This is a genomic window from Microbacterium sp. SORGH_AS_0888 (assembly GCF_030818905.1).
Taxonomy (GTDB): Bacteria; Actinomycetota; Actinomycetes; order Actinomycetales; family Microbacteriaceae; genus Microbacterium.
On sequence record NZ_JAUTAZ010000001.1, the window covers coordinates 2,942,786 to 2,959,117 of the forward strand.

Here is a 16,332-nt window from a genome sequence, read left to right on the forward strand (position 1 = left end):
CATGACCGATGTCACCGATGCGGCGGACGATCTCGTCACGACGCGCCTGGTCAACGGCCTGACCTGCTCGCTGCCGGCCTCGTCGCCGCTCGCGAAGCTGCTGCGCTCGCAGCGCACCTGGGAGGGACCGAGCGCCAAGGAGCGCCTGCGCATCCTTCGCAACGCGCGCAGCGTGGCGATCGTCGGCGCCTCGGCGAACCCCGCGCGCTCGAGCTACTTCGTCGGCACCTACCTGCAGCAGTCGAGCGACTTCCGCGTGTACTTCGTGAACCCGAACGCCACCGAGATCCTGGGCCAGAAGGCCTACCCCGACCTCGCGTCGCTGCCCGAGGTGCCCGACATCGTCGACGTCTTCCGCAAGCCCTCCGACATCCCCGCCGTCATCGACGAGGCGGTCGCGATCGGCGCGCCGACCGTGTGGGTGCAGCTCGGCATCTGGAACGAGGATGCGGCCCGCCACGGCGAGGAGCAGGGGCTCACGGTCGTGATGGATCGCTGCATCAAGATCGAGCACGCCCGCTTCCACGGCGGTCTGCATCTGATGGGCTTCGACACGGGGCAGATCAGCTCCCGTCGCACGCTCCGGTGACCGGCGCCCGGCTCCACCCCGCCGTCGGGCACCTGCTGCGGATCGCCCTCGCCACCCTCGTCGCGGGGATCGGCACGGGACTGGCCGTGCTGCTGCTCGTCTGGATCGTGCACTCGGTCGAGCACCTCGTCTGGGGCGAGGGCGAAGGCCCGTTCCTCGACGGGCTGCCGTCGCCGTCGGCCCCGTGGCTGCCGTTGGTCTCGGTCACGGCCGCGGGCGTCATCGCGGCTGTCGGCTGGTACCTCGTGCGCCGGTTCGGGCGGCCGATCGCGAGCGTCGAGCAGGGCGTCGACGGCCGCCGTATGCCGGCCTTCGAGACGCTGGTCGACACGGTCCTGCAGGTCGTCTCGGTCGGCCTCGGCGCCTCGATCGGCAAGGAGGTCGCGCCCCGCGAGCTCTCCGCCATGGGCGCGTCGAAGGTCGTCGGATGGTTCGGGCTCACGCCGCGCTGGCGCCGCATCCTCATCGCCTCCGCCGCCGGTGCCGGTCTCGCCGCGGTCTACAACGTGCCCCTGGGCGGCGCGGTGTTCGCGGTCGAGATCCTGCTCGGCGAGTTCTCCATCGCCGCGGCCGTGACGGCCCTCGCGGTGAGCGCGATCGCGACCCTCGTGGCACGGCCGCTCGTCGGCGACCACTCGCTCTACGAGGTCGGCACGGTCGAGGTCAACGCGTCGCTGCTGGTCGCGGCTCTCGTCATCGGGCCCGTGATGGGGCTGGGTGCCACGAGCTTCGTCGCCGCGACCAAGCGACTGAGCGCGCGCCGACCCACCGGCTGGAAGCTGCTCGTCGTGCTGCCGCTCGTGTTCGCCGCGGTGGGAGCGGTCGGCATGTTCTTCCCGCTCATCCTCGGCAACGGGCGTGCGATGGCGACCGCCGGCTTCGACCTGAGCGAGCCGTTCTGGATGCTGCTCGTGCTGGCCGTGCTCAAGTACGTCGCCACGACGGTGTCCCTGGGGGCGGGGGCCATCGGCGGCACGCTCCAGCCCTCGGTCGCGATCGGCGCAGCCCTGGGTGCGGCGGCGGCGGCCGGATGGGCGCTGATCTGGCCCGGCGCGGACGGCACCTCGCTCGCGATCGTCGCTGCGGCGGCCTTCCTCGCGGCGAACATGCGGGCCCCGTTCACCGCGATCGCGCTGGTCATCGAGTTCACGGACACCGGGTTCACGCTGCTCGTTCCCATCTTCCTCGCCGTCGCCGGCTCGCTCGCGGTCTCCGCGCTCTTCCGGCGCGGCGCACTGGCGGGCTTCGCACCGGTGGATCCGAGCCGGGAGTAGGCTCAGGCCGGTGAGTGCCCCAGCCCCCGCGCGCGCGACGCGCAGTCCCAGATTCCTGTTCGCGTGCGTCGGCATCGGCCTGCTGGCCGGGCTGCTCTCGGGGCTCTTCGGCGTCGGCGGCGGAACCGTCATCGTGCCGCTGCTCGTGCTCACCCTCGGGTTCGACCAGCGCCTCGCGGCGGGGACGTCGCTGGCCGCGATCGTGCCCACGGCGGCGGTCGGCGTCATCTCCTACGCCGTCCACGGATCGGTCGCATGGATCCCCGCGCTGATCCTCGCCGCGGGCGCGGTCGTGGGCGCGCAGATCGGCACCTGGCTGTTGCCTCGCGTCTCGCAGAACGTCCTGCGCTGGGGCTTCGTCGCGTTCCTCGTGGTCGTGATCGTGATGCTGTTCATCGTCATCCCGTCGCGCGGCGAGCCCTTCGACGTGACCTGGTGGAGCGGGGCCGCGCTCGCGGTGACGGGCGTCGTGACCGGGATCGTCTCGGGGCTCATCGGCGTGGGCGGCGGCATCGTCGTGGTCCCCGTGCTGATGCTCGGGTTCGGCATGAGCGACCTGCTCGCGAAGGGGACGTCGCTGCTCATGATGATCCCGACCGCGATCTCGGGGACGGTCGGCAACGTGAAGCGCCGCAACGTCGACCTGCTCGCGGCGGTGGCCATCGGCGTGGCCGCGTGCTGCACGACCGCGCTCGGCGCGTGGCTCGCGACAGTCGTCGACCCGCTGCTGGGGAACATCCTGTTCGCCGTCTATCTCGTGTTCATCGCGTCGCAGCTGGCGCTGAAGGCCATCCGGTCGCGCACGTCGGCATGACGGCGTGGCCGTCCGGAGGGGCTGCGGACGCTCCTCGATAGGATGGGGGAGTGTCTGTGAACCCCGCACTGGTCGACCGTGACTTCGCGCCGACGCCTCCCTACCTGGTCGGGCGGGAGAAGGTGCGTGAGTTCGCCCGTGCCGTCTTCGCGACCGATCCGCAGCACACCGATCCGGCGGCGGCGCAGGCTCTCGGATACCCCGATGTGGTCGCTCCGCCGACGTTCGCGATGGTCGTTCAGGACCTCGCCCTGCAGCAGCTGATCGGGGAGCCCGACTCCGGCATCGTGCTCGAGCGCACGATCCACGCCGAGCAGCGGTTCCGCTACTCGCGGCCGATCACGGCGGGCGACGAGCTGACGGGCCGTATCCGTGTCACCGGCGTCCGCGCGGTCGGCTCGGGGGCGATGGTCACGAGCGACACCGAGATCACGGATGCCGAGGGCGCCCACGTCGTGACCGCGACATCCGTCCTGCTGATCGGAGGCGCCGAATGAGCATGTCCCACTTCGAGATGGGTCGTGTCCCAGTTTCGACCGCTGAGGATGCCGCCTTCCGGTCGGAACTGGGACATGCACAGGGGAGGTGCGGTCGGTGAGCGAGCTCGAGGTCGGACAGGTCGTGGCCGAGCGCGAGGTGCACCTCACCCGCGAGTCGCTCGTGCGCTACGCCGGCGCGTCCGGCGACTTCAACCCCATCCACTACCGCGACGACGTCGCCGCCCGCGTCGGGCTCCCGGGTGTGCTCGCGCACGGCATGCTCACGATGGGGCTCGCGGTCGAGACGATCGTCCCGTGGCTCGGGGATGCCGGACGCATCCTCGAGTACGGCGTGCGGTTCACGCGGCCCGTCGTGGTCGATCCCGACGCCGGGGCCGACGTCGCCGTGCGCGCCGCCGTCGGTGCGCTCGACGACGAGACCGCCCGCATCGACCTGACGGTCACGGCCGGCGGAACGACCGTGCTCGGCAAGGCGCAGGTGCGCGTGCGGCGGGTCTGACCTCATGCCCGAGAACACCTCGACGCCGCTCGCCGCCCTCACGACCCTGCGCACGGGCGCCCCGCCACGCCGGCTCCTCGAGGCCCACGCGCGCGCGGACCTCATCGGCGTGCTCCGGGACGTCTGGGAGGGCGGCGAGGACTGGTTCGTCCTCGGCGGCGGCTCGAACCTGTTCGTCGGCGACGAGCCCTTCGACGGCACGGTCGTGCGCGTGCGCAGTGCGGGTGTCCAGGAGCTCCCCGGGTCGGCGCCCGGGAGGGTGCGCCTGCGGGTCGAGGCGGGCCACGACTGGGACACCCTCGTCGCCGAGACCGTCGAAAGGGGACTCTCGGGGATCGAGGCCATGTCGGGGATCCCCGGCACTGTGGGTGCGGCCCCGGTCCAGAACGTCGGTGCGTACGGGCAGGAGATCGCCCAGACGCTCGTCGAGGTCGAGGTGCTCGACGAGTCCTCGGGGGAGGTCGAGCGGGTCCCGGCGTCCGAGCTGGGCCTCGGCTTCCGCACGTCGGTGCTCAAGCACCACTACGGCTCCGTCGCCGCGCGGCGTGCCGTGATCCTCTCGGTCACGCTCGAGCTGACCGAGGTCGGCAGCGGTGACGTCCGCGTGCACGGCGAGCAGCTCCGGCGGGCGCTGGGGCTCGCACCGGATGCCGAGGTGTCGCTCGGGTGGGTCCGCGACCGCGTGCTGGCGACCCGGCGTTCGAAGGGCATGCTGCTGGACGCGGACGATCCCGACACCTGGTCGGCCGGCTCGTTCTTCCAGAACGCGATCGTCTCGGAGGCCTTCGCACGGACACTGCCGGAGGCGTGCCCGCGGTGGCCGATGGAGCCGGTGATCGAGCCCGTGCGGATCATCCCGCTCGATCGTTTCGACGGCTACGTCCCGCCGCCGGCCTCCCGGTCCGTGGAGGTGAAGGTGAGTGCGGCGTGGCTCATCGAGCAGTCCGGCATCCGCAAGGGCTTCGCCCTCCCGCGGTCGCGGGCGGCGGTGTCGAGCAAGCACGCGCTCGCCCTGACCAACCGGGGCGGAGCGAGCGCCGCCGAGATCGCCGAGCTGGCGCGGTTCATCCAGCAGCGGGTGCAGCAGGAGTTCGGTCTGCTGCTGCAGCCGGAGCCGGTGCTGGTGGGTGTGGAGCTCTGACCCACAGGGCTTGCAATGTAGGTAAGGCTAACCTAATGTCTTAGCCATGGACATGGCAGCCGGCCCCTTCCTCGAGCCCGATTGGGACACCCTGACGGGCGCTGTGCTGCTCGCGGGCGATGCCAACGACGTGCCGGACATGGTCCGCATCGCCGAGCGCCTGCCGGTCGAGGTCTCCGTGACGGTGCTCATCGAGGCGTTCGCCACCATCCAGCGTCACCGCGTCCGCGTTCCCGAGCACGTGTCCGTCACCTGGCTCGTGCGCGACCGGCAGCCGTGCGATCCGTCGCCGCTCGCGGTCCGCGGCCGTGGTGAGCGCCTCGCGATGGGCGTCTACGCCTGGTGCGCCGAGTGGGCCTGCGATCCGGCCGTGCACTGCACGGTCTGGCTCGGGCCGCGCACCGCGCCGCACATCGTGCGGATGGCCCAGGCGCACCTGCGCCCCGCATAAGCCCGCCGCGCGCGGGGCCGCCTTTGGGTGGGTTTCGGTCTCGCGCGCGGCGCTCTCTCGCGCCGCCCTCTCTCCCCCTCGCGCGCACCCGCCCCGGGGGGAAAGAGGAGGTCAGGAGAACAGGCGCTGCAGGCGCTGCACGCCCTCGAGGAGGGCGTCGTCGCCGAGCGCGTACGACAGGCGCAGGTAGCCCGACGGGCCGAAGGCCTCACCCGGCACGACCGCGACCTCTGCGGCATCCAGGATGAGGTCTGCCAGCTCGAGCGTCGTCGTCGGCGTCGTGCCGTTCCACTCCCGGCCCAGGAGCCCGGTCACGTCCGGGTACACGTAGAAGGCGCCGAGCGGGACGGGGACCGTGACACCGGGGATCTTGGAGAGCTCGGCGACGATGAGCCGTCGGCGGCGGTCGAACGCCTGCCGCATCTGCTCCGCCTCGGTCTGGGGCCCCGTGATGGCAGCCGCGGCCGCACGCTGAGCGATGTTGTTGACGTTGCTCGACAGGTGCGACTGCAGGTTGGCGGCGAGCTTGATCGCATCGGAGGGGCCGACCATCCAGCCCACGCGCCAGCCGGTCATGGCGTACGTCTTCGCCACGCCGTTGAGCAGCAGCGTCTGCCCGGCCAGCTCCGGCACGGCCTCGACGATGGAGACCGCGCGGACGCCGTCGTAGACGAGGTTCTGGTAGATCTCGTCGGTGAGGACCCAGACGCCGTGCGCCAGCGCCCACTCGCCGATCGCGGTCGTCTCCTCCGGCGTGTAGACGGCCCCGGTGGGGTTCGACGGCGACACGAAGACGAGCACGCGGGTGCGCGGGGTGCGAGCGGCCTCCAGCTGGTCGACCGTGACCTTGTAGCCCTGGTCGGCGCCGGCGAAGACCTCCACGGGCACGCCGTCGGCGAGGGCGATCGCCTCCGGGTAGGTCGTCCAGTAGGGCGCCGGCAGCAGCACCTCGTCGCCGGGGTTCACGACGGTCTGGAACGCCTGGTACACGGCCTGCTTGCCGCCGTTGGTGACGATCACCTGCGACGGAGACACCTCGAGACCCGAGTCGCGGAGCGTCTTCGCGGCGATCGCCTCCCGCAGCACCGGAAGCCCCGCCGCCGGGGTGTAGCGGAAGTTCGCGGGATCGTGAAGCGCCTCCGCGGCCGCATCCACGATGAACTGCGGCGTCGGGAAGTCCGGCTCGCCCGCCGCGTAGGAGATGACCGGACGGCCCTCCGCCTTCAGGGCCTTGGCCTTGGCGTCGACCTTGAGGGTCGCGGACTCGGCGATGGCGGAGAGCTTGCGGGACAGCGGTGCGCGTTCGGTCACGATACGAGCGTAGCCGCGGGAGGCGCTCGCCGACTGTGGAACGATGACAGGATGCGCGGAATCGGACTGTGGGCTCTCGACGGCATCCCGGAGATCGTCCCGGGCGACGATCTCGCGCGGATGATCGGCGACGCGCTCGCCGCGGATGCCGAAGGCGTGCGCGACGGGGACGTGCTGGTCGTGACGAGCAAGATCGTCTCCAAGGCCGAGGGGCGCATCGTCGCCGCCGCGGACCGCGAGGACGCCATCACGGCCGAGACCGTCAGGGTGGTCGCGACCCGCGGTGCCACACGCATCGTCGAGAACCGGCTCGGGATCGTCGGGGCGGCTGCGGGCGTCGATGCCTCGAACACGCCGGAGGGCACCGTGCTGCTGCTGCCGCTCGACCCGGACGCCTCCGCCCGTGCGCTCTGCGCGGCGCTGCGCGAGCGGTTCGGCGTGCGGTTGGGCGTGATCCTCAGCGACACGCTCGGCCGGGCGTGGCGCATCGGCCAGACCGATATCGCGATCGGTGCCGCCGGCATCCTGGTCGTGGACGACCTGCGCGGCACGACCGACACCCAGGGGCGGCCGTTGGCGGTGACGGTGCCGGTCGTCGCCGATGAGCTCGCGGGCGCCGCGGACCTCGTCAAGGGCAAGGCGACGGGCTCGCCGGTCGCGGTGGTGCGGGGTGCCGGACGGTTCGTCACCGACGACGTCGACACGCCGGGTGCGCGCATCCTCCCGCGCACGGGCGAGAGCGACATGTTCCGCCTCGGGGCGGACGAGGCGTACGCGGCGGGGCTCGCCGCCGGTCGCGCGGAGGCGGGCAGCTAGGGCGCCGCCCCGTCCCAGCCGCGGAGCATCGCATCGAGTCCGGCGACCAGCCGGTCGAAGCTGCGGTCGATGTCGCGGGGGAGCCCGAACCCGCCGATCGCCTCGAGGGACACGAAGCCGTGCAGGGACGAGCGCACGGCGCGGGCCGCATCGACGAGGTCGTCTCCGTCGATGCGGTAGCCGATGAGCACGGTCGCGAAGAGGCCGACGACCTCGTCGGCCGCCCGGTGCAGCGGCGACGCGGGGTCGGCGTCGGCGCGCTGCAGCGAGGCGTACCGGCCGGGGTGCGCATGCGCATAGGAGCGGTAGGCGTTCGCCAGCGCGCGCAGCGCGTCGGCGCCCGCGACGCCGACGGATGCGTCGCGCAGCGTCGCGGCGATCTCCGAGGTGCTGGCGACGGCGACATCCGAGCGCAGCGCATCGAGCGAGACGATGTGCTTGTAGAGGCTCGGCACGCGCACGCCGAGCCGATCGGCGACGAGGGCGAGGGTCAGGCCCTCCCAGCCCACGTCGTCGACGATGTCGGCCGCGCACGCGACCACGCGGGCCGCCGTCACACCGGCCCTAGGCACGGAAGACCTCGCGGGCGAAGTCGACGAGCGCGGGCCCGACGAGGTCGGGGCTCTCGGCCTGCGGGTAGTGGCCCCCGCCGTCGATGAGCAGGAGGCGGGCGTTCAGCCGATCCGCGATCCATCGGGCCTCGTCCTCCGGGTCCGGGAAGTCGGGGTCGGCGGTTCCCATCACCACGAGCGCGGCGGCCGCGACCCGCTCGATGCGCGCCGCGGCGGGGGCATGATCCGTGCGGGTCGTGCGCCGGAAGGCCCTCGCCGCGCCGGGTGTGCGGAGCCAGGCGCGGATGTCGTCGCGGTGGGCCGCGAAGTCGGCCGGTGTCTCGAGCGGGTAGAGCGTGGGCAGGTAGCCGAGCCACGCCGCGGCGGCCCACGGCCCGCCCATCGCGACGCGGAAGAGCGCCGCGGCCAGGGGGTTGATGGCCGTGTTGCGCACGAACGGCCCGAGGAGGGCGATGCCGCGCACGAGCGCGGGGTCCTCGGCGGCCGCCCAGACGGCGGCTCCGGCGCCCATCGAGTTGCCGACGAGGATGCCGTCGCCGCCGAGGTGGGCGAGCAGGGCGAGCGCGTCGGAGCCTGCCGCGGCGGCATCGTAGGAGTCGAAGGTGGTGTCGCTGTCGCCGTGGCCGCGGAGGTCCATGGTGGCCACCCGGAAGCCGGCGGCCGTGAGGGCGGGCACGACGAAACGGTACGAGGAGGAGAGCTCCCCCATGCCGGGGATGCAGACGACGAGAGGTCCCTCGCCCTCGATCCGATAGGCGATGCGGCCACCCGGTCGCGAGAGGCGGTGGACAGCCAGGCTCGTCGTCATAGCCTAAAAGCTAATTGCGTTAGCCAAATGTGTCAAGACGCAGAAGCGTGTCGGGACACGGAAAAGAGGGCCGGTGCGCCACGAGGTCGTCGCTGCGCACCGGCCCTCTCGCGCGGTCAGGAGTCGGCGAGGAACCGGATGTAGGCCGGGGTCGTGAGGAAGGCCGGGAACTCCTCCTGGAGTGCGACCTCTCGGAACACGTCGGCCGCGTCGTCGAAGCGGTCGCCGTCGAAGCGGGTCACCTCGCCGAGGACCTGATCGATCAGGCCCTCCACGTACTCGCGCGTGATGGCCGTGCCGTCGTCGGTCTGGCGGTCCTGGTGGATCCACTGCCAGATCTGCGAACGGGAGATCTCGGCGGTCGCCGCATCCTCCATCAGGTTGTCGATCGCGACGGCCCCGAGTCCGCGCAGCCACGCCTCGATGTAGCGGATCGCCACCGACACGTTGCCGTGCACGCCGCCCGCCGTGATCGGGCGCCCGATGTGCACGTCGATCAGCTGCGATGCCGTCACGGTCACGTCGTCGCGCGTGCGCTCCAGCTGGTTCGGTCGATCGCCGAGGACCGCGTCGAACTCCGCCATCGCGGTCGGGATGAGGTCGGGGTGGGCCACCCACGTGCCGTCGAAGCCGTCGCCGGCCTCGCGCTTCTTGTCGGCGGCGACCTTCTCGAACGCGCGCTCGGTCACCTCCGGGTCGCGGCGGTTGGGGATGAAGGCGCTCATGCCGCCGATCGCGTACGCGCCCCGGGAGTGGCAGGTCTTCACCAGCAGCTCGGTGTAGGCCCGCATGAACGGCACCGTCATCGTCACCTCGCTGCGATCCGGCAGGACGAACCGGGCACCGCGTCCGCGGTAGTTCTTGATGATCGAGAAGATGTAGTCCCAGCGTCCGGCGTTCAGGCCTGCGATGTGGTCCCGCATCTCGTAGAGGATCTCCTCCATCTCGAAGGCGGCGGGCAGCGTCTCGATCAGCACCGTCGCGCGGATCGTGCCGTGCGGGATGCCGATGTACTGCTCGCTGAAGGTGAACACGTCGTCCCACAGCTTCGCCTCCTCGCTCGACTCGAGCTTGGCGATGTAGAAGTACGGACCGGTGCCGTTCTCGATCAGCCGCTTCGCGTTGTGGAAGAAGTAGAGGCCGAAGTCGACGAGCGAGCCGGAGGCGGACGTCGTGCGGCCGTTCCGGTCGGTGAACGCGATGTGCTGCTCGGGCAGCTGCCAGCCGCGGGGGCGCATCACGATCGTGGGCGTGCGCTCGGCGGTGACCGTGTACTGCTTGCCCTCGGGGGAGGTGAACGACAGCTCGCCGCGGATGGCGTCGCGCAGCGACAGCTGTCCTTCGATGACGTTCTTCCAGGTGGGGCTCGTGGCGTCCTCCTGGTCGGCGAGCCATACGCGTGCGCCGGAGTTCAGCGCGTTGATGGTCATCTTGGGGTCGGTGGGGCCCGTGATCTCGACGCGGCGGTCCTCGAGGCCGGGGCCTGCGCCCGCGACCTTCCAGCTGCGGTCGCTGCGGATGTGCGCCGTGTCGTCGCGGAAACGCGGGTCGTGGCCGTTGCCGATCTCGTACCGGCGACGCATGCGGTCGGCGAGGCGATCGTGGCGGCGTCCGGCGAAACGGTGGTGGAGCTCGGCGAGGAAGGCGATCGCCTCGGGGGTGAGGATCTCGTCGTAGCGCTCGCGGAGCGGTCCGGTGATCTCGATCGTGGGGGTCGTGGTCTCGGGCGCGATGCCCGTGGCGGTGGGAGTCATGGCCCTGTCTTTCTGTATCTCTGACGGTCTGTGTCTGTGTCTGTGTCTGCGACGGACTGTCTGTCGGTGTCTCTGACGGTCTGTCTGATGCCCCATGTCCCACTTTCTGCCGCTCGCGGGGTCGCGGAGCGGGAGAAAGTGGGACATCCCCCGTAGGGAAGTGGGACATCGGGGGAACGGTGGATGGATGGGGTCAGTGGAACTGGGCGGTCTCGGTGGAGCCGGCCAGGGCCAGGGTCGCGCTGTCGGGGTTGAGCGCGGTGGAGACGAAGTCGAAGTAGCCGGTGCCCGCCTCGCGCTGGTGCTTGGTCGCGGTGTAACCCTGGGCCTCCGCGGCGAACTCCTTCTCCTGCAGCTCGACGTAGGCGGTCATGCCGCTCTCGGCGTAGCCCTTCGCGAGCTCGAACATCGAGTAGTTCAGGGCGTGGAAGCCGGCCAGGGTGATGAACTGGAAGGCGTAGCCCAGCTCGCCCAGCTCCTTCTGGAAGGTCGCGATCTGCTCGTCGTTCAGGTGACGCTTCCAGTTGAACGAGGGGGAGCAGTTGTAGGCGAGCATCTTGCCGGGGTACTCGGCGTGGATCGCCTTGGCGAACTCGCGGGCCAGCTCGATGTCCGGCTCGCCGGTCTCGACCCAGATGAGGTCGGCGTAGGGGGCGAAGGCGAGGCCTCGGCTGATGACGGCCTCGAGCCCGGGACGCACCCGGTAGAAGCCCTCGCTCGTGCGCTCGCCGGTCGTGAACGCCTGGTCGCGCTCGTCGACGTCGCTCGTGAGCAGGTCGGCCGCCAGGGCGTCGGTGCGGGCGATGATGACGGTCGGGACCCCCGCGACATCCGCCGCGAGACGTGCCGCGTTGAGGGTGCGCACGTGCTGCTGGGTCGGCACGAGCACCTTGCCGCCGAGGTGCCCGCACTTCTTCTCGCTCGCGAGCTGGTCCTCCCAGTGGATGCCGGCGGCACCGGCCTGGATGAGCGACTGTGCGAGCTCGTAGGCGTTCAGCGGGCCGCCGAAGCCCGCCTCGGCGTCGGCGACGATGGGGGCGAGCCAGTCGCGCGTGATCTCGCCCTCCGCGTGCTCGATCTGGTCCTGGCGGATCAGCGCGTTGTTGATGCGCCGAACCACGGCGGGGACCGAGTTGGCGGGGTACAGGCTCTGGTCGGGGTAGGTCTGGCCGGCGAGGTTGCCGTCGGCCGCGACCTGCCAGCCGCTCAGGTAGATGGCCTTGAGGCCTGCGCGCACCTGCTGAACCGCCTGGCCGCCGGTGTAGGCGCCGAGCGCGTTGATGTAGTCCTCGGTGTGCAGGAGGTTCCACAGGTTCTCGGCGCCGCGGCGGGCGAGGGTGTTCTCCTCGCGGACCGAGCCGCGCAGCCGGATGACGTCCTCGGCGGTGTAGGTGCGGGCGACGCCGTCCCAGCGGGGGTCGGTGTCCCAGATCTCCTGGAGCTCCGCGGCGGTCTGGGTCTGGTCCCCGGCGCGCAGCGGGGGAGTTCCGGGGGTGGATGTGATGCTCATCTCGATCTCCTACGGTCGGGTGGCGGGACGCTCGCTGTCCCGTATGTCGTAGAACCACTTTCGGTGAAGAACGGCACGTGGAAAGAACATTTCCCATGAGAATTTTGTCGATATTTCTCCTCCTGTGACAGAATCGCGGCCATGACGATCGCAGAAGAGATCGAAGAACCCGAGGCCGACGCCCTCACGATCGGTCGCCGGATCCGGCAGCTGCGCACGCAGCGGGGCCTGACGCTCGAGGAGCTCGCGACCGCGGTCGAGCGTGCGCCGAGCCAGCTGTCGATGATCGAGAATGGCAAGCGTGAGCCCAAGCTCACCCTGCTGCGGGCGATCGCGAAGGCGCTCGGCACCTCGATCGACGCGCTGCTGGAGGCCGAGCCGCTCGACGAGCGCGCGACGCTCGAGGTCGCGCTCGAGCGCGCCATGCGCGGGCAGACGTTCCAGGCGCTGGGCATCGCGCCGTTCCGCATCGGCAAGACGGTGCCGGACGAGGCGCTGCGCGCCCTGCTGGCGCTGCAGGGCGAGATCGAGCGCCTGCGCGACGAGCGCTCGGCCACGCCCGAGGAGGCCCGCCGCGCCAACGTCGAGCTGCGGCACCTCATGCGCGACGAGAACAACTACTTCCCCGACCTCGAGCGGCAGGCCCGTCAGCTGCTGGATGCCGTCGGCCACCCGGGCGGCCCCCTCACCCAGCGCACGGCGAGCGATATCGCCGCCCACCTGGGGTTCACGCTCCACTACGTGCCCGACCTGCCGCAGACGACGCGGAGCGTCGCCGATCTGGCCCACGGCCGGCTCTACCTCTCGAGTCGCGTCGCGGCCAAGGGCGACCCCCGCACGGCGGTGCTGCAGGCGCTGTCCAGCCGCATCCTCGGACACCGCGAGCCCACGAGCTACGCGGAGTTCCTCCGGCAGCGCGTGGAGACCAACTACCTCACCGGAGCGCTCCTCATCCCCGAGTCCCACGTCGTCCCCGTTCTGCAGGAGGCGAAGGCGCAGAAGGCCATCTCGATCGAGGACCTTCGCGACGGGTACTCCGTGTCGTACGAGACGGCCGCCCACCGGTTCACCAACCTCGCCACCGTGCACCTCGGCATCCCCGTGCACTTCCTCAAGGTGCACGAGTCGGGCACGATCACGAAGGCCTACGAGAACGACGACGTGAACTTCCCGACCGATCGTCTCGGGGCGATCGAGGGACAGATGTGCTGCCGTCGCTGGACCAGCCGCGTGGTCTTCGACGTCGACGACCGGTTCAACCCGTACTACCAGTACACCGACACCGGCAACGGCACCTACTGGTGCACGGCGAGGGTGGAGAACTCCAGCGAGGGGCTCCACTCCGTGAGCGTGGGTGTGCGCTTCGACGACACGAAGTGGTTCCTCGGGCGCGACACCCCCAACCGGGGGGTGTCGAAGCACTCGGTCGAGGTGTGCTGCCGCCGCGCCCCCGCGGAGCTGGAGGCTCAATGGCGCGAGAACGCGTGGCCGAACGTGCGGACGCCGCGGACGCTGCTGGCGACCCTGCCGACCGGGGCGTTCCCGGGCGTCGACACGACCGAGGTGTACGAGTTCCTCGCGGCCCACGCGCCGCGCTGACCCGCGCGGGGATCAGTCGCCGGCGCCTCGGCCCCGCGGCTTCTCGCGGCGGTACTCGATGCCGGTCAGCTCGTCGATCGCGATGCGTCCGGTCGGGAGGTTCGACAGGTCGGGGGAGATCACGGTCGGCTCCCGCCCCGAGTCGGGGAGCCCGAACGTGGGACCCTCGTCGTCGACGCCCTCCAGGACCAACACGGCCTGGGCGCGGCTGAGCGTGCGTCCGCGGAAGTAGTCCGGCGAGAGGGCCCACCACACGAGCATGAGCACGACGCCGAGCAGGATCGCCCCGATGCCGACCACGGCGACCGCTCCGATGCCGAGGATCGTCACGTCGTTGCCGTCGGCATCCTGCAGCCAGCTCGGAGAGGCGAACTGTCCGAGCCCGTAGACGAACGTGACGGCGAGGATGATGCCGCCCAACAGGGGCACGAGACCGCGCATCAGGGCGTTGCGGACGCTCGAGAAGAGGGTGCGCCGGTAGAACCACACGCAGGCGAAGCCCGTGAGCCCGTAGTAGAAGGCGATCATGAGCCCCACGGAGCCGATGAGCGCGGTCAGCAGGGTGGGCGAGATGACGGTGAACAGCACGTAGAACCCGATCGAGGCGACCCCCATCCCGATCGTGGCCCACGTCGGCGTGAGGAACCGACGGTGCACGCGCGCGAAGTGCGAGGGGATCGCCTTGAACGCGGCCATGGACAGTGCCGTTCGGGCCGTCGGCAGGATCGTCGTCTGCGTCGAGGCGGATGCGGACGTGAGGATCGAGAAGGCGAGGAGCGCGACGGCGGCCTTGCCCCAGACGCTGTCGCCGAACAGCGTCGGAGCGATCGTGGAGAACACGTCGGCGGCGTTCTCCTGCGAGCCGAGGCCGATCCCGTCCGTGCCGACGCCGGCGAAGGCGATCGCCGCGATCGAGACGAGCGCGTAGGTGACCAGCAGCAGGAGGGTCGAGATGATCGCGGAGCGTCCCGGCGTCTTCTTCGGGTCCTTCGTCTCCTCGTTCAGCGACACCGCCGTGTCCCAGCCCCAGTAGATGAAGATCGCCGTCAGCATCGCGGGCGCGATGACGTCGCCGAAGTCGAGGCCGCCGGGCCAGAGCCAGTCGAGCGAGGGGGTCAGGGAGTCCGCCGTGCCGTTCCCGGTGTAGACGCGGGTGAGCGCGACGACGGCGAACAGCACGAGGACGACGAGCTCGATCCCGAGCAGGGCGTACTGGAGACGGGCGGAGACCTCCACGCCGATGTAGCAGATCACCGTCATGATCACGATCCAGGCGACCCCGGCCACCGTGGACCAGAGGGTGTCGCCCGAGAGCGCGGTGATGTCGTCGTCCTGCGCGATCGTCCCGACCAGGGTGAAGCCGTACGATCCGGCGATCTGCGCGAGATTGGCCATGACGATGACGTCGGCGGCGATGATGCCCCAGCCCCCGAGCCAGCCCGTCACGGCGCCGAACGCGCGCGCTGCCCAGGTGAAGGTCGTGCCGCAGTCGGGCTCGGCCTTGTTCAGCTCCCCGTAGGCGACCGCGATCATCCACATCGGCACGAACGCGAGCAGCATGATGGCCGGCGCCTTGACGCCGGCCAGGACTGCGCCGCCGCTGGCGACCACGAGGCCGAGGCTCGCGGCCAGGCTGTACGCGGGCGCCGTCGACGACATGCCGATCACGACGCTTCCGAGCAGGCCCACCGCCCCCTTTCGCAGGCCCTTGTCCTCGGTGGATGGGGTGGGTTCGGCCACGCTGGTCATGCTTCTCCTGCTCGCGGAACTCGGGTGGGGCGGAGCGTCGGTGGATGCGGCGTCGACCTCGTGGCAGCGTCGGGCCTAGCGAGAAGCTATTCCGCCTCCGCGCGCCGGACAAGGAAAATGATCGTTTCCACGGCGTTTCGCGACGGTTTCCGTCGCCTATGTCTTTCTGTGGAACGAATACCCGTGCACGTCGGCGATAGCGGCGGTGCGGCTCACCCCTCGTCGGGCGCGGCGTTCCATCGCGGGCGCGGCGGCTCGGCGTCCAGCGCGGCGAGAACGGCCTCGGGGTCGGAGACCGGGAAGGTCGTGATGATCCGGCGCTCCCCGTGCCGGGTGAGGGAGCACGCGAGCGCTGCCGGGGTGCCGGCGCCGATCGCGATCGTGGCGACCGCGCCGCCCCAGTCCTGGGTGCGCCGCGGATGCTCGTCGAGCAGGCGATCCGCCGCCCGGGTGACGCGGTCGAGCAGGGTGCCCGGCGTCGCGCGGCTCCACGGGAGGAAGGCGACCGGGGGCAGGTCGTAGGCCTGGGCCAGTGTCCCGTCCAGCCAGCGTTCCCGCTTGAGCCCGTAGGGCGTCGGCTCGGTGGACAGCAGGTAGCCGTAGACGTGGAGGAGGCCGGCGTTCCCGTCGGGGAAGCGTCCTGCCAGGCCCGCCGCCCGGTGGAGCTCGTCGAACAGGGGCCTCGGCACGGTCGCCGTCCCGGTGTTCTCGTCGATCGCGCGGGAGCGGCCCCAGTGTGCGAACCGCCCGGCCCGCGCATCGGCGTGGATCGATGCCACGAGCCAGGGCAGGGAGCGGAGAGCGGATGCGGGATCCTCCGGCGCGATACGGGCCGCGGCGTCGAGCCGGGCCAGCTCCGCGTCGAAGGATTTCACATGCTGTTCACCGGAAGCGGTCATTTCGTCCACAATTCTCCTGCACCATGGACGAAGCGTCCACCGGGCG

16 protein-coding genes are annotated in these 16,332 nt (G+C 71.0%); 9 read left to right on the top strand and 7 right to left on the bottom strand.

Going from position 1 to position 16,332, the window contains the following annotated elements; all coding sequences use genetic code 11:
* Position 1: 1 nt before the first annotated feature.
* From QE381_RS14355 to QE381_RS14385, 7 genes are all read left to right on the top strand, one after another.
* Positions 2-589, top strand: a complete 588-nt coding sequence (locus tag QE381_RS14355) for a CoA-binding protein (protein WP_307219223.1) — start codon at positions 2-4, stop codon at positions 587-589.
* The gene (locus QE381_RS14360; protein WP_307219224.1) at positions 586-1,863 is read left to right on the top strand and encodes a chloride channel protein; all 1,278 of its coding nucleotides are present in this window, start codon (positions 586-588) and stop codon (positions 1,861-1,863) included. Before QE381_RS14355 ends, QE381_RS14360 begins: the two co-directional genes overlap by 4 nt.
* Before the next feature lie 10 nt (positions 1,864-1,873).
* Positions 1,874-2,677, top strand: coding sequence for a sulfite exporter TauE/SafE family protein (locus QE381_RS14365; RefSeq protein WP_307219226.1), 804 nt, complete (start codon positions 1,874-1,876; stop codon positions 2,675-2,677).
* A 50-nt stretch (positions 2,678-2,727) separates the two neighbouring features.
* Complete coding sequence (locus QE381_RS14370; RefSeq protein ID WP_307219228.1) at positions 2,728-3,174, top strand: MaoC family dehydratase N-terminal domain-containing protein; 447 nt, start codon at positions 2,728-2,730, stop codon at positions 3,172-3,174.
* Positions 3,175-3,271: 97 nt separating this feature from the next.
* On the top strand, positions 3,272-3,676 hold the full coding sequence (locus QE381_RS14375) for a MaoC/PaaZ C-terminal domain-containing protein (RefSeq protein WP_307219230.1): 405 nt from the start codon (positions 3,272-3,274) through the stop codon (positions 3,674-3,676).
* Between the two features lie 4 nt (positions 3,677-3,680).
* Positions 3,681-4,817 carry a UDP-N-acetylmuramate dehydrogenase gene (locus QE381_RS14380; protein ID WP_307219232.1) on the top strand — a complete coding sequence of 379 codons (1,137 nt, stop codon included), beginning with the start codon at positions 3,681-3,683 and terminating at the stop codon, positions 4,815-4,817.
* A 46-nt stretch (positions 4,818-4,863) separates the two neighbouring features.
* Complete coding sequence (locus QE381_RS14385; RefSeq protein ID WP_307219233.1) at positions 4,864-5,268, top strand: SIP domain-containing protein; 405 nt, start codon at positions 4,864-4,866, stop codon at positions 5,266-5,268.
* A 111-nt stretch (positions 5,269-5,379) separates the two neighbouring features.
* On the opposite strand, the gene QE381_RS14390 is transcribed toward QE381_RS14385, so the two are convergent.
* Positions 5,380-6,579, bottom strand: coding sequence for a pyridoxal phosphate-dependent aminotransferase (locus tag QE381_RS14390; protein WP_307219235.1), 1,200 nt, complete (start codon positions 6,577-6,579; stop codon positions 5,380-5,382).
* A 51-nt stretch (positions 6,580-6,630) separates the two neighbouring features.
* On the opposite strand from QE381_RS14390, the gene cofE reads away from it, so the two are divergent.
* Entirely contained in the window at positions 6,631-7,395 is a 765-nt protein-coding gene (gene cofE / locus QE381_RS14395; protein ID WP_307219237.1) for a coenzyme F420-0:L-glutamate ligase, read from the top strand.
* Here the strand turns inward: cofE and QE381_RS14400 are convergent.
* The 4 genes from QE381_RS14400 to aceA all read right to left on the bottom strand — a co-directional run bounded on the left by QE381_RS14400 (position 7,392) and on the right by aceA (position 12,039).
* A complete protein-coding gene (locus QE381_RS14400) occupies positions 7,392-7,967 on the bottom strand; it encodes a TetR/AcrR family transcriptional regulator (protein WP_307219240.1) in 576 nt (191 codons plus the stop codon). The genes cofE and QE381_RS14400 overlap by 4 nt on opposite strands.
* Positions 7,960-8,775: an alpha/beta fold hydrolase gene (locus tag QE381_RS14405; protein WP_307219242.1), complete on the bottom strand. Its 816-nt coding sequence runs from the start codon at positions 8,773-8,775 to the stop codon at positions 7,960-7,962. The genes QE381_RS14400 and QE381_RS14405 overlap by 8 nt, the downstream gene beginning before the upstream one ends.
* Positions 8,776-8,891: 116 nt before the next feature.
* On the bottom strand, positions 8,892-10,529 hold the full coding sequence (gene aceB / locus QE381_RS14410) for a malate synthase A (RefSeq protein ID WP_307219244.1): 1,638 nt from the start codon (positions 10,527-10,529) through the stop codon (positions 8,892-8,894).
* Positions 10,530-10,722: 193 nt separating this feature from the next.
* Positions 10,723-12,039: an isocitrate lyase gene (aceA, locus tag QE381_RS14415; RefSeq protein WP_307219246.1), complete on the bottom strand. Its 1,317-nt coding sequence runs from the start codon at positions 12,037-12,039 to the stop codon at positions 10,723-10,725.
* 141 nt (positions 12,040-12,180) lie between these two features.
* Here aceA and QE381_RS14420 point away from each other — a divergent pair, with 141 nt between their 5' ends.
* A complete protein-coding gene (locus QE381_RS14420) occupies positions 12,181-13,638 on the top strand; it encodes a helix-turn-helix transcriptional regulator (protein WP_307219248.1) in 1,458 nt (485 codons plus the stop codon).
* A gap of 12 nt (positions 13,639-13,650) precedes the next feature.
* Here the strand turns inward: QE381_RS14420 and QE381_RS14425 are convergent, their stop codons facing one another.
* Complete coding sequence (locus QE381_RS14425) at positions 13,651-15,387, bottom strand: APC family permease (protein WP_373426954.1); 1,737 nt, start codon at positions 15,385-15,387, stop codon at positions 13,651-13,653.
* A gap of 212 nt (positions 15,388-15,599) precedes the next feature.
* Positions 15,600-16,286: an amino acid deaminase gene (locus tag QE381_RS14430; protein ID WP_307219252.1), complete on the bottom strand. Its 687-nt coding sequence runs from the start codon at positions 16,284-16,286 to the stop codon at positions 15,600-15,602.
* Between the last annotated feature and the right edge of the window lie 46 nt (positions 16,287-16,332).